Source organism: Micromonospora sp. NPDC049081, from assembly GCF_040648835.1.
Taxonomy (GTDB): domain Bacteria; phylum Actinomycetota; class Actinomycetes; order Mycobacteriales; family Micromonosporaceae; genus Micromonospora; species Micromonospora antibiotica.
Genome location: NZ_JBEZEK010000002.1, coordinates 599,223 through 618,477, shown reverse-complemented (window position 1 = coordinate 618,477; position 19,255 = coordinate 599,223). Strand labels below are relative to the sequence as shown.

The 19,255-nt window shown below is 73.6% G+C and carries 16 protein-coding genes and 1 tRNA gene; 8 read left to right on the top strand and 9 right to left on the bottom strand.

What is annotated here, in order from left to right; translation table 11 throughout:
- Positions 1–109: 109 nt before the first annotated feature.
- Positions 110–2,242: a transglycosylase domain-containing protein gene (locus AB0B63_RS06605; protein WP_208570447.1), complete on the top strand. Its 2,133-nt coding sequence runs from the start codon at positions 110–112 to the stop codon at positions 2,240–2,242.
- Between the two features lie 70 nt (positions 2,243–2,312).
- Here the strand turns inward: AB0B63_RS06605 and AB0B63_RS06600 are convergent, their stop codons facing one another.
- Positions 2,313–3,689, bottom strand: coding sequence for a cobyrinate a,c-diamide synthase (locus AB0B63_RS06600; RefSeq protein ID WP_357015095.1), 1,377 nt, complete (start codon positions 3,687–3,689; stop codon positions 2,313–2,315).
- 179 nt (positions 3,690–3,868) lie between these two features.
- Between AB0B63_RS06600 and AB0B63_RS06595 the strand changes: the two genes are divergently transcribed.
- Complete coding sequence (locus tag AB0B63_RS06595) at positions 3,869–4,684, top strand: SURF1 family protein (protein ID WP_357015093.1); 816 nt, start codon at positions 3,869–3,871, stop codon at positions 4,682–4,684.
- Positions 4,685–5,224: 540 nt separating this feature from the next.
- Positions 5,225–5,959 carry a hypothetical protein gene (locus tag AB0B63_RS06590; RefSeq protein ID WP_357015091.1) on the top strand — a complete coding sequence of 245 codons (735 nt, stop codon included), beginning with the start codon at positions 5,225–5,227 and terminating at the stop codon, positions 5,957–5,959.
- 50 nt (positions 5,960–6,009) lie between these two features.
- On the opposite strand, the gene AB0B63_RS06585 is transcribed toward AB0B63_RS06590, so the two are convergent.
- From AB0B63_RS06585 to AB0B63_RS06570, 4 genes are all read right to left on the bottom strand, one after another.
- The gene (locus tag AB0B63_RS06585) at positions 6,010–7,629 is read right to left on the bottom strand and encodes an ATP-dependent DNA ligase (RefSeq protein WP_357015089.1); all 1,620 of its coding nucleotides are present in this window, start codon (positions 7,627–7,629) and stop codon (positions 6,010–6,012) included.
- A gap of 103 nt (positions 7,630–7,732) precedes the next feature.
- Positions 7,733–7,939 (bottom strand): hypothetical protein, encoded by a 207-nt coding sequence (locus AB0B63_RS06580; protein WP_208570443.1) that lies wholly within the window; start codon positions 7,937–7,939, stop codon positions 7,733–7,735.
- A 78-nt stretch (positions 7,940–8,017) separates the two neighbouring features.
- Positions 8,018–9,370: a dipeptidase gene (locus AB0B63_RS06575; protein WP_208570482.1), complete on the bottom strand. Its 1,353-nt coding sequence runs from the start codon at positions 9,368–9,370 to the stop codon at positions 8,018–8,020.
- A gap of 125 nt (positions 9,371–9,495) precedes the next feature.
- Entirely contained in the window at positions 9,496–10,146 is a 651-nt protein-coding gene (locus tag AB0B63_RS06570; RefSeq protein ID WP_357015086.1) for a hypothetical protein, read from the bottom strand.
- A gap of 112 nt (positions 10,147–10,258) precedes the next feature.
- Between AB0B63_RS06570 and AB0B63_RS06565 the strand changes: the two genes are divergently transcribed.
- Positions 10,259–10,660 carry a rhodanese-like domain-containing protein gene (locus AB0B63_RS06565; RefSeq protein ID WP_208570481.1) on the top strand — a complete coding sequence of 134 codons (402 nt, stop codon included), beginning with the start codon at positions 10,259–10,261 and terminating at the stop codon, positions 10,658–10,660.
- A gap of 134 nt (positions 10,661–10,794) precedes the next feature.
- Here AB0B63_RS06565 and AB0B63_RS06560 read toward each other — a convergent pair whose 3' ends face one another.
- The 3 genes from AB0B63_RS06560 to AB0B63_RS06550 form a co-directional block, all read right to left on the bottom strand.
- Entirely contained in the window at positions 10,795–12,339 is a 1,545-nt protein-coding gene (locus AB0B63_RS06560; RefSeq protein WP_357015084.1) for a cobyric acid synthase, read from the bottom strand.
- Positions 12,336–13,373, bottom strand: a complete 1,038-nt coding sequence (locus AB0B63_RS06555; RefSeq protein ID WP_357015082.1) for a cobalamin biosynthesis protein — start codon at positions 13,371–13,373, stop codon at positions 12,336–12,338. The genes AB0B63_RS06560 and AB0B63_RS06555 overlap by 4 nt, the downstream gene beginning before the upstream one ends.
- A 119-nt stretch (positions 13,374–13,492) precedes the next feature.
- Positions 13,493–14,473 carry a single-stranded DNA-binding protein gene (locus tag AB0B63_RS06550; protein ID WP_357015080.1) on the bottom strand — a complete coding sequence of 327 codons (981 nt, stop codon included), beginning with the start codon at positions 14,471–14,473 and terminating at the stop codon, positions 13,493–13,495.
- 432 nt (positions 14,474–14,905) lie between these two features.
- On the opposite strand from AB0B63_RS06550, the gene AB0B63_RS06545 reads away from it, so the two are divergent.
- Together AB0B63_RS06545 and AB0B63_RS06540 are read left to right on the top strand one after the other, a co-directional pair.
- Positions 14,906–15,334 carry an HPF/RaiA family ribosome-associated protein gene (locus tag AB0B63_RS06545; protein ID WP_208570439.1) on the top strand — a complete coding sequence of 143 codons (429 nt, stop codon included), beginning with the start codon at positions 14,906–14,908 and terminating at the stop codon, positions 15,332–15,334.
- 127 nt (positions 15,335–15,461) lie between these two features.
- Entirely contained in the window at positions 15,462–16,454 is a 993-nt protein-coding gene (locus AB0B63_RS06540; protein WP_357015077.1) for an alpha/beta hydrolase, read from the top strand.
- 17 nt (positions 16,455–16,471) lie between these two features.
- On the opposite strand, the gene AB0B63_RS06535 is transcribed toward AB0B63_RS06540, so the two are convergent.
- On the bottom strand, positions 16,472–17,155 hold the full coding sequence (locus AB0B63_RS06535; protein WP_357015075.1) for a hypothetical protein: 684 nt from the start codon (positions 17,153–17,155) through the stop codon (positions 16,472–16,474).
- A gap of 150 nt (positions 17,156–17,305) precedes the next feature.
- Here AB0B63_RS06535 and AB0B63_RS06530 point away from each other — a divergent pair.
- Positions 17,306–17,378: transfer RNA gene (locus AB0B63_RS06530), tRNA-Arg, on the top strand.
- A 173-nt stretch (positions 17,379–17,551) separates the two neighbouring features.
- A complete protein-coding gene (locus AB0B63_RS06525; RefSeq protein WP_357015073.1) occupies positions 17,552–19,252 on the top strand; it encodes a hypothetical protein in 1,701 nt (566 codons plus the stop codon).
- Positions 19,253–19,255: the final 3 nt, after the last annotated feature.

Below are 19,255 nucleotides of genomic sequence, written 5' to 3'. Positions count from 1 at the left end.
CGGGGGACAGCCGATCCCGGCGTGGGCCACATCACGGCATGGGGCCGCACCTCGGAGGCGTTCACGAGTTCTTCTCATGGATGATTCGGAAATGTCATAACTTGACCAGGTGAGCAATCGACCCCTTTCCGCCGCAGGCCGTTCCGTTCCCCTCCTCCGCGCCGGGCTGATCGCCGGCGTCGTGCTCGCCGCCGTGGCGTACCCGCTGGCCGCCGTGACCGGCCTGGGCGCCAAGGCCACCGCGCACGCCGTGGAGCACAAGACGAACATCCTGCGCACCGCCCTGCCCGCCGAGACGTCCTACCTCTACGCGCCGGACGGCACGACGATCCTGACGATGTTCTACGAGGAGTACCGGCAGTACACCAAGTTGTCGGACATGTCGCCGAACATCCAGCAGGCCATCGTCGCCGCCGAGGACAACCGCTTCTACCAGCACTCGGGCGTCGACCCGAAGGGCGTGGCCCGTGCCTTCGTGGCCAACGCCCGCTCCAGCGGCGTCTCCCAGGGCGCCTCCACCCTGACCATGCAGTACGTCCGGATGGCGCTACGGGACAGCGCACAGACGCCGCAGGAGGTCCAGGAGGCCACCCAGCAGACCAGCCTGCGCAAGGTCAAGGAGATGCGGATGGCGCTGGACATCGAGAAGGAGCTGACCAAGGAGCAGATCCTGGAGCGCTACCTCAACTCGGCGTACTTCGGCCACCGGGCGTACGGCATCTACGCGGCGGCGCAGATCTTCTTCTCCAAGACCCCGGCCACCCTCACCCCCGTCGAGGCGGCCACCCTCGCCGGCCTGGTCAAGTCCCCCTCCGAGTACGACCCGCTCAGCTCGGACCAGAAGGAGGCCACCGGCCGGCGCAACTACGTGCTCGACAAGATGACCCAGCTCGGCTACCTGTCCCCGGACGCCGCCGCGGTGGCCAAGAGCGAACCCATCCGGACCCGACCCACCACCCCGGCCAACGACTGCGCCGCGATCCCCAACAAGTACAACACCTGGGGCTTCGCCTGCGACTACGTGAAGAACTGGTGGAGCGCGCAGCCCGCGTTCGGGGAGAACCGGCTGGAGCGGATGGACAAGCTGCGCCGGGGCGGCTACCGGATCGTGCTGAGCCTCGACCCCAAGGTGCAGGCCGCCGCCGAGAAGAACGTCGGTGCGAAGGACCGCGTCGACAGTCCCTTCGCCAACGGGATCGTGGTCGCCGAACCGGGCACCGGACGGATCAAGGCGATGGCGGTGAACCGGACGTACTCCCTGGACGTCAGCGAGAACGGACCCAGCTCGAACCCCGAGGCCGATCCGAAGATGAAGGCGAACTACCCGAACACGGTCGCCCCGCTGCTCGGCGGCGGCACCCTCCCGGGCTACCAGGCCGGCTCGACGTTCAAGATGTTCCCGATGCTGGCCGCCCTGGACGCCGGGATGCCGCTGTCCACCGCGTTCGACTCGCCGTACCGGTACAAGTCTGCCGTCTACGACGGGTGGGCGCCGTCCAACGCCAGCGGGGCGATGACCGGCCGGCAGACCATGTGGTCCGGGTTCGGCAAGTCGGTGAACACCTACTTCGTCCAGCTGGAGGAGAAGATCGGCGCGGACCGGGGGGTGCACCTCGCGGAACAGCTGGGCCTGCGCTGGCGTACCGACGTCGACAAGGAGCAGGCGTCACCGGCGAAGGCCAAGAAGTGGGGCGCGTTCACCCTGGGCGTCTCCGACGCCACCCCGCTGGAGATGGCCAACGCGTACGCCGCGATCGCCGCCGACGGCCGGTACTGCGAGGCGATGCCGGTCAACTCGATCACCAACCGGGACGGCACCCCGGCCACGTACCGGACCGCCGGTGGCATCGAACGGGAGGTGGCCAAGCCCCGCTGCCGGCAGGTGGTCAACGCCGACGCGGCCCGCGCCGCCACCGACGCCGCCCGCTGCCCCACCGGCGACACCCCGGCCAAGGGCACCTGCGGCGGCTGGTCGACGGCGGACAGCGTCCGCCGCACGGTGGGCCGTCCGGTCGCCGGCAAGACCGGCACCACGGACAGCACCCGGTCGGCCTGGTTCGTCGGCTACACCCCGGAACTGGCGGCGGCGAGCTTCATCGCCGACCCGGACAACCCGTTCAACGCCGTCGGCGACGGGCAGTCCCAGGTGCCGGTCAACGCGGTCGCCCAGACCCTGCGCGACGGTCTCAAGGGCACCCCGACCCGCCAGTTCACCCCACCGTCGGACGCCATCGTCGGCTGAAACCCGGGCCGACGGCGGCAGTCCCGGGCGGGGCGGCGGTCGGGCCGGTCCGTGGGGCCGACCGGGCCGGTCAGGCCGGGGCGGCGACGCCCTCGACCGGTGCCGGCAGCGCCGCCGCCGTCACCAACCGGGTCGCGATCTCGGGGTACGCCACCCAGTGCAGGCCGAGCTGGGAGGCGTGCACCCCCCGCCAGACGAAACCCTCGGGCGTGCCACCCTCCCAGCTCCAGGCCGCCCGTGGCCCGGACCGGGGGGTGAGCACCGCGCCGTGCTGCTTGTAGCCCACCACCGTCGTACCCGCCCGGGCGACCACGCTGTCGGACTGGGCGGTCGCCTCCCGGTAGCCCACCACCAGACCGTCCCGGCTCGCGCCGATCGCGTCCAGCACCCCGCACATCGGCAACCCGTCCAGTTCGCGGGCCAGCCACAGCAGGCCGGTGCCCTCGGCGAGCACCGGGCGGCCGGTACGGGCCAGCTCGGCCACCGCGATGCAGAGCCGCCGGTTGGCCGACAGGTCCCGCGCGTACGACTCGGGTAGCGCACCCCCGACGACCAGCGCGCGGGTCCCGGCGGGCAACGCCTCGTCACGCAGCGGGTCGACGGTGACGACCTGCGCCCCGGCGGCCCGCAGCAGCTCGGCGGTCTCCGGGTGGCCGTAGCTGCCGCCGGGCCCCCCGGCCAGCGCCACCACCGGCGCGTCCGCCACCGGGGTCCCGGTGGCCGGCGACCAGGCCGCGACGGACAGCGCCGGTGCCGAGCGGGCCAGCGCGAGCAGGCGCTCCAGGTCGACCGTGCCGGCGACCGCCTCACCGAGCCGGCGGACCGCCCGGGTCGCCTCGGCGTCGCGGGCGAGGACCGGCACCACGCCGTGCCGGCGCGCAGGCAGCACCGGGGGCAGCTCGTGGCGGCGCAACGCCCCGTAGACCGGCACCCCGACATCGTCGAGCGCCTCCCGCAGCATGGACTCGTGCCGGCCGGAGGCGACCTGGGTGAGGATCACCCCACCCAACCAGAGCTGCTCGTCGTACGAGCGGAAACCGTGCACCAGGGCCGCCACCGACTGCCCCATCGCCGCCACGTCGACCACCAGCACGACGGGGCTGCGCAGGGCGGTCGCGACCGCGGCGGTGGACTCCGCCTCGGGGCGGCCGGCAACCGAGTCGTACAGCCCCATGGTGCCCTGGACCAGGGCCAACGCGGCACCCTGCGCGCCGTGGGCGAAGAGCGGCCCGAGGCGGTCGGCCCCGATCAGCCGGGGGTCGAGGTTACGACCGGGACGGCCGGCCGCCAGGCCGAGGTACGCGGCGTCCACGTGGTCCGGGCCGACCTTGAAACCGGCGACGTCGAGCCCCCGGTCGGCCAGCGCCGCCAGCAGGCCGACGGAGAGCGCATTGGTGCCGTGACCGGAGGACGGCGCGCTGAACACGAGGCGCGGCACGGCAGTCATCATCGACTCCTCGGTGGTGACGGACGGTGACCCGGACGGCCGCCAGGAACACCGGCGGCGATCCGCTCGCGTGACCATACCCGCCCGCATCAACAGGTGGGACCGCCGATCCGGTGCCACCCGGGCCGGTCCCGGGCCGTCGCGGAGGGTGGCCCCGGTCATACGGGTAGCCTCGTGCTGTGTACCGGTTCCTGCTGACCCCACGCTGGCTGGGCATCCTCGCGCTGACCCTGGTCGCCGCCGCCGTCATGGTGCTGCTCGGCAACTGGCAGCTGGACCGCTACCGGGAGCGCACCGCCGTCAACGAACGCATCGACGCCGGCACCGCGGGCACCCCCGCACCGCTACGGTCGACGCTGCCCGCCCCGACCGGCGGCGCGGGCACGGTCGGCCCAGCCCCCGCCGAGCAGGACGAATGGAGCCGGGTCACCGTCAGCGGCCGGTACGACGCCGCGAACGTCGTCCTGGTCCGGGGCCGGACGGTGGAGAGCAGGGTCGGCTTCGAGGTGCTCGCCCCGCTGGTGCTCGACGACGGCACGGCGGTGCTGGTCGACCGGGGTTGGGTCCCCCCGGCACCCGGCGGCGCGCTGGCGATGCCCGAGGTGCCGGCGCTGCCGACCGGTCAGGTGACCGTCGTCGGCCGGGTGCACCCCACCGAGAGCGGCGGCAACGGGGTGGACCGGCGCGAGGGCCGGTTGGAGACCCGCCGGGTGACCGTGGACAAGCTGGCCCGCGAGCTGCCGTACCCGCTGCACGGGGCGTACCTGCTGCTCGACGAGCAGACCCCGGCGAACGACCCGACGTTCCGGGCGGTGCCGATCGGGCACACCAACAACTGGCAGAACTTCGGCTACGTCGTCCAGTGGTGGTTGTTCGCCGCGATGACGCTCTTCGGTTACGGCTGGGTGGCCCGGCGGGAGGCCCGCCGCGCCGCCGGCCTGGACGCCCCGAAGCCGCCCGTCGACCGGGCCGCCGAACCCGTCACGCCCGCCTGACCGCCCGGCCGGCACTTTCGCCGGACCGGCACCTCCGCCGGACCGGCACCTCCGCCTGGCCGCCATCCCCGCTGAACGGTCCGCTCGCGCAACACCCGACGCTCCACTGCCGACCAGGCTCGGCCGACCAGGTCGGTTCCGCCGGACGGACCGTGCGGGTCCCAGCCGACCCGCGCCGCCCCACCGCCGGCGGACCTGGCACCAGCCGGGGGCGGCGCATCATGGGTACGCGTCCTTTCGAGCTGATGACGTCACAGCATCAACCGGTCGACCGCCGGGACCGCGCGACCCGGCCCACCACGCCCCGGTCGACCTGACTCGTTCTCGTCATCACCTCGAAAGGACGCACGACAGGCATCTACCCGGCCGGGCCGACAGGCCGGCACCACGCCGAAACACCGGGCAACGCCGGAACACCGGAACACCGGGGCAACGCCGGAACACCGGGCTGCGCGCCGCAACACCGGGCAACGCCGGAACACGGGGCGACGCCGGACGCTGTATGGTCCGCAGGATGTTCAACGCGCGTGAGGTGTCGCGGTGACCTCCGACCCCGCCCCGTCGTACCCGTCCGATCCGCCCACGCCGGCGAACCCCGCCTACGATCCCTGGGCGCCGTCGCCGGACGTGCCCCCGGCCCCGGCGCAGCAGACACCTCCCACGGCCCCGTTCCCGGCCGCACCTCCCCCGGCGGTGCCGGTCGACCTCTCCACCCCGTCGATGGGCGGCGGACCGTACTCGGCCCCGCCCGCCCAGTTCTCCGCATCGCCAGGCCAGTTCTCGGCCCCACCGGCCCAGTTCTCCACGTCATCGGGACCGTTCCCGGCACCCGCCGGGGTCGACCCGTACGCCGCCTCGATGGGCCAGCCGGGGCCGTACCCGCCGCACTTCACCCCGCCGCTGCCGGGGGCGATGGGTGGTCAGCAGCCGGTGGCGGTGCAGATCGGCGAGATCATGGTCACCCCGCCGGTGATCCGCACCCCGACCGGCGTGCTGCCCCTGGCCGGCGCCACCTGGTACGTGGCCGACTACTGGCAGCGGGAGGAGAAGATCGCCAGTTGGGCGATCGTCTGCGCCATCCTCGGCTTCTTCTGCCTGACCATCTTCAGCCTGCTCTTCCTGCTGATCAAGGAGACGCGGCATCACGGCACCGTGCAGGTGACGGTGACCAACGGCGGACACCAGTACGTGGCCCGCATCCCGGTCGTCGACCAGGCGCAGGTCCAGCAGATCAACAACCAGGTCAACTACGCCCGGTCGCTGTCCACGCTCTGACCGGCCGTCCCACCGGGTGCGGCTCAGTCGGTGGGATGGCCGGGTGCGGCTCAGTCGGTGAGCCGGCCGGCGTGCAGTGCCCGGACCGTGTCGATGGTGTCGGCCTCGGCAGCCGACTTGTCGTCGCGGTAACGCAGCACCCGGGCGAACCGCAGCGCCACCCCGCCCGGGTAGCGGGTGCTGGCGAGCACCCCGTCGAAGGCGATCTCGACCACCTGCTCGGGACGGACCCGCACCACCCAGTCGCCGCGCTCCACGGCCAGCCCGAGGAAGCGTTCGGTCTGCCAACGCAGCAACTCGTCGGTGAGCCCCTTGAAGGTCTTGCCGAGCATGACGAACTCGCCGGTGCGCGGGTCCCTCGCGCCGAGATGGAGGTTGGACAGCCAGCCCTCCCGCCGGCCGCTGCCCCACTCCACTGCCAGCACGACCAGGTCGAGGGTGTGCCGGGGCTTGACCTTGACCCAGGCCGTGCCCCGGCGACCGGCGTCGTAGGGGGCGTCCGGAGACTTGACCACCACCCCCTCCTGACCGGCGTCGAGCGCGGCGGCGAACGCCGCGCCGGCCTGCTCGGGGTCGTCGACCTCGACCCGACCGACCAGCAGCGACCCGTCGACCACGTCGGCGAGCCGGGCCCACCGCTGCCGGCCGGGCAGGTCGATCAGGTCGTCGCCGTCGAGGTGCAGCAGATCGAAGAAGTACGGCGTGAGCGCGGTCGCCTCGGCCAGCGGGGCCACGTCGGCCGCAGCGCTGGCGGCGGGGGCACCGTCGGCGGCAGTGGCACCGTCGGCGGAGGTCGCAGCGGTGGCGGTGGCCCGGCGGGCCGCCCGGCTGGAGGTCTGCGGGAACGGCAACGGACGGCCGGCGGTGTCCAACCCGATCGCCTCGCCGTCGAGCACCAGCTCCCGGGCCGGCAACGCACGCACGGCGGCCACCACGCCGGGCACCCGGTCGGTGATCTCGTCGAGGCTGCGGGTGAAGACCGCGACGTCGTCGCCGTTGCGGTGCACCTGGATGCGGATGCCGTCGAGTTTCACGTCGACCACCGCCGGGACCCCGGTGGCCTGGAGCGCGGCATCGACCGAGGGTGCGCTCTGGGCCAGCATCGGCGCGAGCGGCCGGCCCACCTGGAGCCCGAACCCGGCCAGCGCGGCGGCCCCGCCGGTGCGTGCGGCCAGCGCGACGGCCCGCAGGTCACCGGCGAGCAGCAGGGCGCGGCGGACCGCCGTCACCGGCACCTCGGCGGCCCGGGCGATGGCATCGGCGAGCAGGCCCGCCTGGGCGCCCTGGCGCAGCTCGCCACGGAACAGGTCGACCAGCAGCCGCTGCTCGTCGGCGGTGGCGGCACCCAGGAGGGCGGCGAGCAGGTGCCGGCGGCGGGCCTGGGAACCGGGGCCGTGCACGGCGGCGATCTCGTCGATCGCCGCGTCGACAGCGGTCACGGTCAGGGTCGGCTCGGCGGCCGGTGGCGGCAGCTCGCGCAGGCTGGCCCAGCCCACGCCGGTCTGCCGCTGGCGCAGCTCACCGGCGAGATAGCCGGAGCCGACCGACACCTCGGACGGGTCGAGCGCCCGCAGCGCGCCAGCCAGCAACTCCACCTTGGCGCGTCGGCCGGAGGTGGCCGCGACGGCCGCGGAGGTGGCTGCCAGGTCGAGGAACCGCACGCACCTCATCCTGCCAGCCACCCCCGACATCACCCGGGTATTGCCGTACCCGGGTCGTCCCGATCGGGCCGTCCTCCCCAACGGCACCGGGTGTGACCACCCGGACCACGGCTCAGGCCGAGACGGGCTCCTCGATGCGCAGACCCCGGGCGCGGACGCCGTCGGCGACCCGGGACAACACCCCGTCCAGGGCGACCAACACCGCCGAAAGCTCGCCGAGCTGTTCCTTGAGCGTGTCCTCGGGCCACGCGGAGACGTCGACGTCTCCCAGAGCGCTCACGGCGGCTTCCAGCCGCGTCATCACGTCGTTCGTACGCATGTTCGAAAGGCTATACCAGGCTGCCGTCCGACACGCCGCAAACTCCGACAACGACCCCGAAATTTGTGGTTCCGCGGCCTAACCGGCCTGCCGCCCCTGCTCGGCCACCCCGGCCAGCAACAGCGCCTCGGCCAGGCAGACCCGGGCGAACTCACCGAGGTGCAGGCTCTCGTTCGGGCCGTGCGCCCGCGCGTGCGGGTCCTCCACCCCGGTGACCAGGATCGCCGCCTGCGGGAACATCTCCTGGAAGGTGGCGATGAACGGGATCGAACCGCCGACGCCGATGTCCACCGGCTCGGTGCCGTCCCAGGCGGCCCGGAACGCCGCGCGGGCCGCGTCGAACATCGGCCCCGACGCGTCGATGACACACGGGTCGCCGTCGTGCTCCAGGGTCACCGCCACCCGGGCACCCCACGGGGCGTGCTGCTCCAGATGGGCACACACCGCGTCGTACGCCCGCTTGGGGTCGTCACCCGGCGCCAGCCGTACGCTCAGCTTGGCCTTCGCCGCCGGGACCAGCGCGTTCGGTGCCTCACCGGTGGCCGGGGCGTCGATGCCGAGCACGGCCAACGCCGGCCTCGTCCACAGCCGGTCGGTGATCCGGCCGCTGCCGATCAGCGACACCCCCTCGACCAGCCCGGCCTCGGCCCGGAACCGGTCCTGCGGATAGTCGACGGCGGCACCGGTCCGGCTGGTCAGGCCCGCGACGGCCACGTCTCCGGCATCGTCGTGCAGGGTCGCCAGCAGGCGCACCAGCGCGGTCAGCGCATCCGGCACGGCACCGCCGAACATGCCGCTGTGCACCGCGTGGTCCAGGGTGCGCAGCTCGACGAACAGGTTGACCACGCCGCGCAGCGAGGTGGTCAGGGCCGGTACGCCCACGTCCCAGTTGGTGGAGTCGGCGATCACGATGACGTCCGAGGCGATCTCCTCCCGGTGCTCGGCGAGCAGCCGCTCCAGCGAGTCGGAGCCGTACTCCTCCTCACCCTCGATGAACAGCACCACGCCGACCGGGAGCCGGTCACCGAAGGCGCGCAGGGCGGCGACGTGCGCCATGATGCCGGCCTTGTCGTCGGCCGCGCCGCGCCCGTAGAGGCGGCCGTCCCGCTCGACCGGCTCGAACGGCTCGGACTCCCACAGCGACAGGTCGCCGACGGGCTGGACGTCGTGGTGGGCGTACATCAGCACGGTGGGTGCGCCGGGCGGGGCGGCCCTCGTCCCGATCACGGCGGGTTGGCCGCCCGACCGCACGATCCGCACGTCGAGGTCGCAGCCGCGCAGCAACTCGGCGACCGCCTCGGCGGAGCGCTCGACGTGCGAGTGGTCGAAGCCCTCGAACGCGATGCCGGGGATGCGGACGAGGCGTTCGAGGTCGGCACGGACACCGGGCAGCTCCCGCGCGACGGCGGCCCGTACCTCGGACTCGGACATGATCGGTGAGGTCATGACCGGCATCGTATGCCGGCCTTACCGGGAGGTACCCGGCGAGCCGGAACCGGCAGCGGCCGGGCCGCGCGGCCGTCCCCTGCACGGGCGTCAGACCGGGGTCAACGGAGTCAGGCCGGGTCGACCGGGGTGACGGGCGGCGGGCGGCGGACGTAGTAGTGGTCCCGGTCGTGCGGCAGCGTCGGTGCCCCGTCGACCACCAGGTCCACGGCGGCGGCCGTCCGGTCGGCGGCGAAGTGGGCCTCCTCCCCGGCGTGCCAGCGCCGCAGCTCCGGCAGGAGCTGCACCCCGTCCCGGTCCAGCGCGCGGCGCAGCCGCAGCCCGGCCGGGGCGGTGACCTGTACCGACAGGGTCAGCTCCGGCCGGATCGCCGCCCGCGCCGCGCTCACCCCCTCCAGCAGCAGCACCGGCACGACCGGCACCGGCACCGCGCGGGGCAGGAACGCCCGCCGCACCCAGCTGTACCGCTGGTAGGACCCCGGTCGGCCGGCCCGCAGCGGGGCGAGCACCCGTCGCTCCAGCCGGGCCCAGAAGGTGAACTGGTCGTCCCAGCCGTCGAGCAGGTCGTCGGTGTGCACCACCGGTGGCCGCCCGCCGTCGGGCAGGGCGGCCAGGGCGTCCGCGAGGCGCGCGGTGAACACGCTCTTGCCCGCGCCGCTGGGCCCGTCAACGGCCACCAGTCGGGTACGCCCCAACCGGGCGGGTCCGCCGAGCACCCGGCGGGCCAGCGTCGCGTACGCCTCCACCAGGGCCACCGTCACACCGGTGACGCTAGCGGGTGTCCCCCGTGAGCCTGGTTCCGCCGTGGGGAGTGCTGTTCGTCAGGCGGGGGTGCGGGGGCCGGGGCATGATCTGGACGTGCTCAATGACGTGATGAGTCCCGGTGTGGACGCCCTGCTGGAACAGGCCCGAGCCGGGCTGCGGCGGCTGAGTCCTCAACAGACGGTCGAGGCGGTACGGGCGGGTGCGCTGCTGGTCGACACGCGTACCGAGGGTCAACGCCGCGAGCAGGGGGAACTGCCCGGCGCGATCGTCATCGACCGGACGGTGCTGGAGTGGCGGCTGGACCCGGCCAGCGACTGGCGCATCCCCGAGTCGACCGGCTACGACCGGGAGATCGTGGTGGTGTGCCGGCACGGCTACAGCTCCAGCCTGGCGGCGGCCAGCCTCCAGGCGTTGGGCCTGCGCAACGCCACCGACATGACGGGCGGTGTGCAGGCGTGGCGGGAGGCGGGGCTGCCCCTGTCCGACCGCCCCGCCGACGTCCGGCTCTGAGCGGGCCGGCGACGGCGAGGCCCGCTTCTGAAAGGTGCCCGGCGGGGGCCACCGACGTCCGGCTCTGACGACCCGCCGGTGGCCGGGCCACGGGCGGCACGATCGCCGCGACCGGCCCGGTGCGGGCAGGACGGTCAGTTCGTCGGTGGTGCGCCGGGCGGGATGAACGGCAGGCCGGCGGGGGCGCCGGTCTCGACGAGCCGCCACAGCGCGGCCGTGTCCAGGTGCTCCTCGACCAGGTCACCGAGCAGGTCGAGGGAGCGTTCGCGGGCGGCGGCGAAGCTGGTGTCGGGTGCGACCGTGAAGCCGTGCCGCCCGGCCGACCGGGCCACCTCGGTGAGGAACCGGCGGCGGAACCCGTCGGACTCGAACGCACCGTGCCAGTGGGTGCCGTGCACCGCGCCGAGCCGGGCACCTTCGGGACGGCCGTCGGCGTGGTGCAGCAGCGGGGGCAGCGCCGGATCGGCGGCGGAGACGAACCCGTGGTGGATCTCGTAGCCGCGCACCGGGACGTCGGGTGCGGCGGTGCCGACGGCGGGCCGGACGGTCTTGCCCGGATCGAAGGTGATCTCGATGGGCAGCAGGCCCAGGCCGGGGACGCTGCCCTGCCGGCTCTCCACCGGGTCGTGGATGGCCGTGGCGAGCATCTGGAACCCGCCGCAGATACCGAGCAGCGGCCGGCCGGCGGCGGCGTGCGCGGTGACCGCCTCGGCGAGCCCGGTCTCCCGCAGCCAGGCCAGGTCGGCGACGGTGGACTTGGAGCCGGGCAGGACGACCAGGTCGGCGGCGGCCAACTCGGCGGGTTCGACGGTGAGCCGGACCCGGACCCCCGGCTCGGTGGCGAGGGCCTCCACGTCGGTGGCGTTGCTGATCCGGGGCAGCCGGACCACCGCGACGTCGAGCCATTCGGTGCCGTACGGGGCGGCGGGCCGGCCGAGCACCCGCCCGTAGGCCAGCGAGTCCTCGGCGTCGAGCCACAGGTCGAGCTGCCAGGGCAGCACCCCGTAGGTGGGCCGGCCGGTCACCCGGTGCAGCATGTCGAGCCCGGGGCGGAGCAGACCCAGATCACCCCGGAACTTGTTGATCACGAAGCCGGCGATCAGCGCCTGGTCGGCGGGGTCGAGCAGGGCGACCGTGCCGAACATCGAGGCGAACACGCCGCCCCGGTCGATGTCACCGACCACGATGGTGGGCAGACCGGCGTGCCGGGCGAGCCCCATGTTGACGTAGTCGCCGGCCCGCAGGTTGATCTCGGCGGGACTGCCGGCCCCCTCACAGATCACCACGTCGTACGTTGCCCGCAGTTCGGCCAGCGCCGCGTACGCCGTCTCGGCGAGCCTGGGTCGCAGGGTACGGAAGTTGCCGGCGGTGACCGTGTCGACGGCCTCCCCGAGCAGCACCACCTGACTGGCCAGGTCGCTGCCCGGCTTGAGCAGCACCGGGTTGAACCGCAGGTCGGGGGTGAGGCCACAGGCGGCGGCCTGCATCGCCTGGGCCCGACCGATCTCGCCGCCGCGTCCGTCGGGGCCGACAACCACGGCGGAGTTGTTCGACATGTTCTGCGCCTTGAACGGCGCGACGGCGACCCCCTGCCGGTGCAACCAGCGGCAGATGCCGGCGGTCAGCACGCTCTTTCCCGCGTCGGAGGTGGTGCCCGCGACGAGCAGCCCTCCGCTCACCGTCCGCTCACCCGGCCGGGGGTGCCGAGACGGGCGACGATCTGCCGGGCCGGTCGACGCAGCAGGGTGCGGCCGGCGGCGGTGGTCAGCGGGCGGCCGGTCAACGGCCAGGCGGCAGCCAGCGCGAGGGCGGCCAGGCCGACCGTCCCGGACAGCCGGCCGGCCCGTTTCAGGTGCCGGGCCTCGGGGCGTGGGCCGTCACCGAGGAACGGTCGCACCTCGGACCGCCCGAAGTAGACGTTGCGGCCACCCAGCCGGACGCCCAGCGCGCCGGCCATGGCCGCCTCGCACTGCCCGGCGTTGGGGCTGGGGTGGTCGTGGCGGTCCCGTCGCCAGACCTGCCAGGCCCGCTCCCGGTCGCCGTGCACGGTGGGCGCGGCGGCGACGGTGAGCAGCCCGGTCAGTCGGGCCGGCACCAGGTTGAGCAGGTCGTCGAGCCGGGCGGCCGGGGTGCCGAACCGGGCGTAGCGGGGTGAGCGGTGCCCGACCATCGCGTCGAGGGTGTTGGCCGCCCGGTAGCCGAGCAGGCCGGGCAGCCCGGCGAGGGCACCCCAGACCAGCGGGGCGACCACCGCGTCGGAGGTGTTCTCGGCGACCGACTCGACGGTGGCGCGGGCCAACTCGCTCTCGTCGAGCCGGGACGGGTCCCGGCCGCAGAGGTGTCCGAGCCGGTGCCGGGCCGTCGGCAGGTCACCGGCGCGCAGGGCGGCGCCCATCACCGTCGCCTCGTGGCGCAGGGTCCGACCGCCGAGCACGGTCCAGGTGCCGGCGGCCACGACCAGGGCCCGGGCCACCGGGTGTCGCCGGGTGGCCCGGCTGGCGACCGCACCGAGCAGCACCGGCGCACCCACGGCCACGGCGGTGAAGACCGTTCCCGCCCGACGATCGGCGCGGTAGACCCGACGTTCCAGGGCACCGGCGGCCCGACCGAAACCGGCCACCGGATGCCAGCGCCGTGGATCGCCGAGCAGGCTGTCCAGCGCGTATCCGGCCACCAGGCCGACCGCGTCCGCCGCCGCTGTGCGCCGCCCCACCCGCACCACCTCCGGCCGGCCAGCCTAGTCGTACGCGGGGTGGCCACGTCGCCGTCGCCACCCCGCCCCCGTTCGTACGCACCGCGACCCGCGCCCCTTCCCCGGCGCGGGTCGGCGGCTCAGGCGGGGGCCGGCACCCGGCCCCGGCCACGTCGGGCCCGACCCGCCGGACCGAGGGCCACCTCGCCCGGCGTCGCCACCGCACCACCCGACCGGCCCGCGCCACCGGACCGGTCCCCGTCGCCCGGCTGCCCTCCGTCGCCCGGCTGCCCTCCGTCGGCCGGCTGCCCCTCGTCGGTCGGCTGCCCCTCGTCGGTCGGCTGCCCCTCGTCGGTCGGCTGCTCCGCGCCGTCGGGCTGCCCCTCGCCGACCGATCGCACCGCACCGCCGGGCCCGCCCGGTCCGTCCGACCGGCTCTGTTCGCCCGACCGGTGCGGCTCGGCCCAGTCGCCGGACCGGGCCGTCGGGTCGTCACCGGTGTCGGTCCCGTCGTCGGGCAGCGGGGTGAGGTCGTCGTCGGGCTCGTCGTCGAACGGGTCGGTCGCCGGGGCGTACCCGCTGCCGGGCAGGTCGTGGCCGGCGCGCGGGAAGCCGAAGCCGGACAGCTCGAAGTCGTCGTCGAGGGGCCGGTCGTCGGGCCCGGCGGGAGCCTGCCCGACCGGGACCGGCTCGGTCGGCTCACCCTGCACCCGCTGGGCCGCCTCGTCGTCCTCCACCGCGCTGGTGGCCATGCTCGGCCGGTTGCGCAGGAAGCGGGACCGGCCCCGGGACAGGTCGTGGCCGACCGCGACCGCCTCCAACTCGTAGAGGACCCGGTGGTTGCCGGCGTCGTCGGTCCAGTCGCGGGTGTAGAGCCGCCCGGCGACCACCACCGGGTCGCCGACCATGACGGAGGCGGCCACCCCCTCGGCCAGCTTGCGCCAGCAGTTGACCCGGACGCGGAGGCTGTTGCCGTCCACCCACCGGCCGCTGTCCCGGTTGAGGCGGCGGGCGGTCGAGGCCACCTTGAAGTTGGCGACCAGGGTGTTGCTCTGCGCGGTACGACGCCACTCCGGCGCGGTCAGTACGTTGCCGACAACAGTTACATAAGTGTCAAACATCGTTCCCCCTCCCAGGGGTCCTGTGGATGCGGTGGCGAGTCGACTCGGACCGAGCCTGACCCGCGCGGCGGGACGACGCGAGCCCCGCGCCCCGCCCTGTGGACAACCGGAGCGCCTGTGGACGACGACCTGATCAAGGTCCCGTCGTGCTAGGTCGACCGGCCCTGGAGGACCCTGCCGGGCCGGGACCAGGATGGGACCAGAGGCCACCGCAGGGGCGGGGCGACGACCGGCATCGGAGGCAACGACCGGCATCGAGCGACAACGACACCGAGAAGACGGCGTTACCCGGAGTGAGGTCGACCCCGACTGGGTAATGAGTTGATCAACCAGGTACCACCAGGCACGACGTCCGAAGAGAAAGGCAGTGCTGATGATTCGGACCCCGCTCCGCACCACCGGTTCCGTCCGCACCGAGCGGGAGGTGCGGCGATGAGCGCGGTGACGAACCCGGCGACCGTGGCCGAGTGCCTGCGGATGGGCGCGGGCTTCTCCCAGGGCGACCGGAACTGGATCGTCGAGCAGTTCGGCACCCTGGACGCCCGGCTGGCCGCCTTCCACGCCGACGCCACCGAGCTGGAGGTGTCGGTCAAGGACCGGGAGGCGCGCGGGCAGAAGGTCACCCTGGAGTGCTGGATCGCCGGTCGGCAGAAGATCGTCACCACGTCGAGCGAGGAGGATCTGCGGGCCGCCCTCAACGACGCCCGGGACGACCTGCGCCGCAAGCTCAACGACGCCAAGACCAAGCAGGAGCCCCGGCACAACAAGCACATCCGGGAGATGGCCCAGCCCGTCCCCGCGCCGCTGCCGGACCTCGACGCCGACAACGACACCGACCGGGTGGACGCCGAAACCGCCTGACCGGTCACCGGGTCGCCCCTGCCCAGGCGTCACGCCGGGTGGGGGTGACCCGTCGCGTCGACGTGGGGTTCGGCCACCCCGGCACCGGGGCTACCGCCGGGTAGTCGGCGGGCGTAGCGTCGCGGTCGTGGAACAGGACGTGCTGGGGCCGCCGTACGAGCGGCAGACGATCGACCTGGGCACCGACGACGAGGGGCCGGTGGTCGCGACGCTGGTCCGGCGGCGTGCCGAGCGCCCGACCGGGCGTGCGGTGCTGTACGTGCACGGCTTCGTCGACTACTTCTTCCAGACCCACCTGGCCGACTTCTACGCCGAGCGCGGTTGGGACTTCTACGCCCTCGACCTGCGCAAGTACGGCCGCAGCCTGCTACCCCACCAGACCCCGAACTTCTGCCGCGACCTGAGCGACTACTTCCCCGAGCTGGACGCCGCCGCCAAGATCATCCGCGACGAGGACGGGCACGACACCCTGCTCGCCATGGGCCACTCCACCGGCGGCCTGATCATCTCGCTCTGGGCGCACGCCCGCCGCGACGCCGGCAGAGTCGACGGGCTCGTCCTCAACAGCCCCTTCTTCGACCTCAACGCCCCCTGGGTGGTCCGTCGACCCCTCGCGGCGGCCGTCGCCCGGCTGGGCCGTCGCGCGCCGCACCGCATCCTCCCCTTCGGCCTGGGCACCGTGTACGGCGAGAGCCTGCACGCCGACCATCGCGGCGAGTGGACGTACGACCTGGCCTGGAAGCCGCTCGCCGGGTTCCCCGTCCGGGCCGGCTGGCTGACCGCGATCCGTACCGCCCAACGGCAGCTCCGCGCCGGGCTGGACATCCCTGTTCCGGTGCTGATGGCCTGCTCGACCCGGAGTTTCCGGGGCACCCGCTGGCACGACTCGGCGGCGCTGGCCGACGCGGTGCTGGACGTGGAACACATGGTCCGCTGGGCGCCCCGACTCGGCCGGCACGTCACCGTGACCCGCTTCGACGGCGGCAAGCACGACCTGGTGCTGTCCGGCCCCGCCGTCCGCGAGCAGGTCTTCGCCGAGGCCGGTCGCTGGGCCGACGCGTTCCTCGGTGCCGGCCCGACGCCTTCCGCCGCCGGGTCGACGACCACGCCGCCTGGTTAGGCGGGCACGGCGGCGGGTCAGGTGGCGGGGAGGGCGGCGAGCACGCGGTCGAGGGTCGCCACCGGATGCCCGTCCCCGGGTGCACCGTCCCCGGGCAGGACCACGCCGAGGCAGCGCAGGCCGATCTCCCCGTCGGCGTCGGGGCGTACCCCGAAGACGGGGGCGCCGACGTAGCCGGCGGGGAGGACGGCGGCGATGCGCAGCGAGTCGCCGTCGCGGACGGCACGCTCGACGGCGACCTCCAGCGGTCGGGCGCCGTCGACGCCGACGCCGAGGGCCAGCACGATCGCGGTGACCGGCCCGGCACCGAAGCCGGCCAGGTCGTCCGCCCGGACGGCGACCGCGGCCGGCACCGGCTGCACCCGCCACCGCCAGCCCTGCCCGGCGGCGAACCCGTGCAGGGCGGCGGCCGGCAGGACGGCCACCCCGAGCCGGGCATCGCGCACCCACCGCGCCGGCAGGTCCGTAAGCGTCAGCGACTCCCCGGCCGTGCCGGTCGGCTCCGTGATGCTGGGCCGCAGGCCGAGCCACCGCGCCTGCGCGGCGACCACATCGGCGGTCAGCAGGAAACCGCCCCCGGGGTGGTCGAGGAAGAAGGCGGTGCCCGGGTCACCTGCCGTGTGAACCGGCAGGATGGCCCGGCCCAGGAGCTGGCACAGCTCGTAGGCGACCTCGTTCTCGGTGTCCGGTTCCAGCAGCACGGACCGAGGGTACGGGCCGACGCGCCGGCCGGAAGCCGGGTGCCCGGATGGGGGGTGTCGTGCGACGCTGATCACGCCTGTCCGGACGCGACCCGTGCCCCCGGATGGCAGGGGGTCGGCGGTACCCTCTTGGCGCGACACGTACGCCGCGCGCCCGTAGCTCAGCGGATAGAGCAGGGGACTTCTAATCCCAAGGCCGCAGGTTCGAATCCTGCCGGGCGCACAGATACCCCTCCGTCGGTAGATGGGGCGCGTTGCCGCCACCGTCCACCTTTGCGGCCCGGCCGGGCAGGCCAACGACAACCGCTCCGCAGCGGCCGGTGCCCGCCGCACGCTGTGGCAGAATCGCCCGGTACGGCCCGATGGGGATGTGGACGCCGCTCGGAAAGGGGGGCCGTGGCAAAGCTGGCGGAAAGCAACAACCTCGTCGGGCGGGTGGGAAACGCAGGAGACACGGCAGTGGGAGCCACTGCGGGGATTCGCCTGCGGAAGTCGCTTCCATGGTGCGCGGCAGCAATTCTCGGCCTTGTGGGTGTCGTCTACCGGGCGATTCTGATAGCTGTGGACGTCCCGCCGGCCAACAGCGACGAGGGCACCGCCGGCCTGGCGGCTCTGCACATCGGAGAGGGCCGGGATTGGCCGACCTTCTTTTACGGCCAGGACTACATGGGCACCTTCTATTCCTATCTTGCGGCTCCGTTGGTGCAGGTGTTCGGCACGCACTGGTGGACCCTGCGGCTGCCGGCACTCGTCATGTACGCCGTGTTCCTCCTCCTCGTTTTCCGGTTGACGCGTACCCTCTATTCTTCCTGGTTTGCCGTCTTCGTCACGGCAGTCTTGGCGTTCGGGTCTGATCGGGTGGTCAAGGATCAGATCATCGGCGCCGGCGGCTATTCCGACGTCGCCACCGCCGTCGCCGGCCTCATGCTGGCGTCCGTACTGCTGGTCCTGCGGCCGGAGAAGCAAAGGACGATGCTCGTCGTGTGGGGCGGGTTGGCCGGCTACATCGTCTGGACCCACTGGCTCGCCCTGCCGTACGTTGCCGCCGCCGTCCTGCTCGTGGCATGGGTGGGACGGGCGGGGATGACGCTACGTCGGGTGTCCCTGGCGGTCTGCGGATTCCTCCTCGGTGCGGCGCCACTGATCGTGTTCAATCTTCGCCCGGGCCGCCCCGATTCGTTTTCGGTGTTGCTTTCCCTCAGTGGTGCGACCGAGCCGGCCGCCTGGTCGGACAGGTTGCACGGCGCGGTCCTGGTCGGCCTACCGCTGAGTTCCGGGTTGTGTGCGCCGAGCCACTGTGCCACCTGGCAATTGTGGTGGGGGCCGACCTATCTTGTCCTGCTGGTGGCGGCGACGGCCGTCGCGGTCGCCGCGTTTCGTCGCGCCGACGGCGGTGGACGTCGCGTGCACGCCGGCCGGTTGGCGCTCGTCGCCGGTGCCGCGATGACCCTCGCCGCGTATGTCGCGAGTTCCTCGTCGGCGATGACCCCCGTCGAGAGTGCCCGCTACCTCCACTATGGGCTGGTGTCGCTGCCAGCCGTTCTCTGGCCGCTGTGGGTCGGTGCGGCCTCCGTGGTCGGCAAGGTGGGGTCCGGCACCTCTGGCGACCATGGTGGAATCCGACGGCGGGTGACCGGTCCGAGCCTGGGCGGTGCATTCCTGGCCGCTGGTTGTATCGCACTCGCCGGTGCGTTCTTCGTCGGTCTGTCGGTCGCCACCGGGCAGTTGATCGCCCACCGGTCCGACTACGCCGCTCAGGCCGACGATGAACAGCGACTTGTGGACGGTCTGCGAACGGCCGGCGTCAGCCACGTCTATTCCGGGTACTGGACGTGCAACCGGCTCGCTTACCGCAGTCGGGAGCAGGTGCGGTGCGCCGTCCTCGATGAGGACCTGTCGCCCGGTCTCGATCGCTATCGGCCGTACCGGGACCAGGTCCGTGGGTCCGCTCGGGTGGCCTACGTCCTTCCCTCGTCGGGCGCGATGTCGGTCAACTTCGCCCGGTCCACCCAGGCGCTCGGCGTCGACGTGGTTTCTCGGTACGAGCTCGGCGGCTACGACGTGTACCTCTGCCGCCAGCGGCCGGAGCGCGGCTGACGG

Coding starts and splice junctions, on each gene's coding strand:
- AB0B63_RS06600 (WP_357015095.1), bottom strand. CDS start 3,689: ATGACTGCCGTGCCGCGCCTCGTGTTCAGCGCGCCGTCCTCCGGTCAC.
- AB0B63_RS06585 (WP_357015089.1), bottom strand. CDS start 7,629: ATGAGGTGCGTGCGGTTCCTCGACCTGGCAGCCACCTCCGCGGCCGTC.
- AB0B63_RS06580 (WP_208570443.1), bottom strand. CDS start 7,939: ATGCGTACGAACGACGTGATGACGCGGCTGGAAGCCGCCGTGAGCGCT.
- AB0B63_RS06575 (WP_208570482.1), bottom strand. CDS start 9,370: ATGTCCGAGTCCGAGGTACGGGCCGCCGTCGCGCGGGAGCTGCCCGGT.
- AB0B63_RS06565 (WP_208570481.1), top strand. CDS start 10,259: ATGAGTCCCGGTGTGGACGCCCTGCTGGAACAGGCCCGAGCCGGGCTG.
- AB0B63_RS06550 (WP_357015080.1), bottom strand. CDS start 14,473: ATGTTTGACACTTATGTAACTGTTGTCGGCAACGTACTGACCGCGCCG.
- AB0B63_RS06545 (WP_208570439.1), top strand. CDS start 14,906: ATGAGCGCGGTGACGAACCCGGCGACCGTGGCCGAGTGCCTGCGGATG.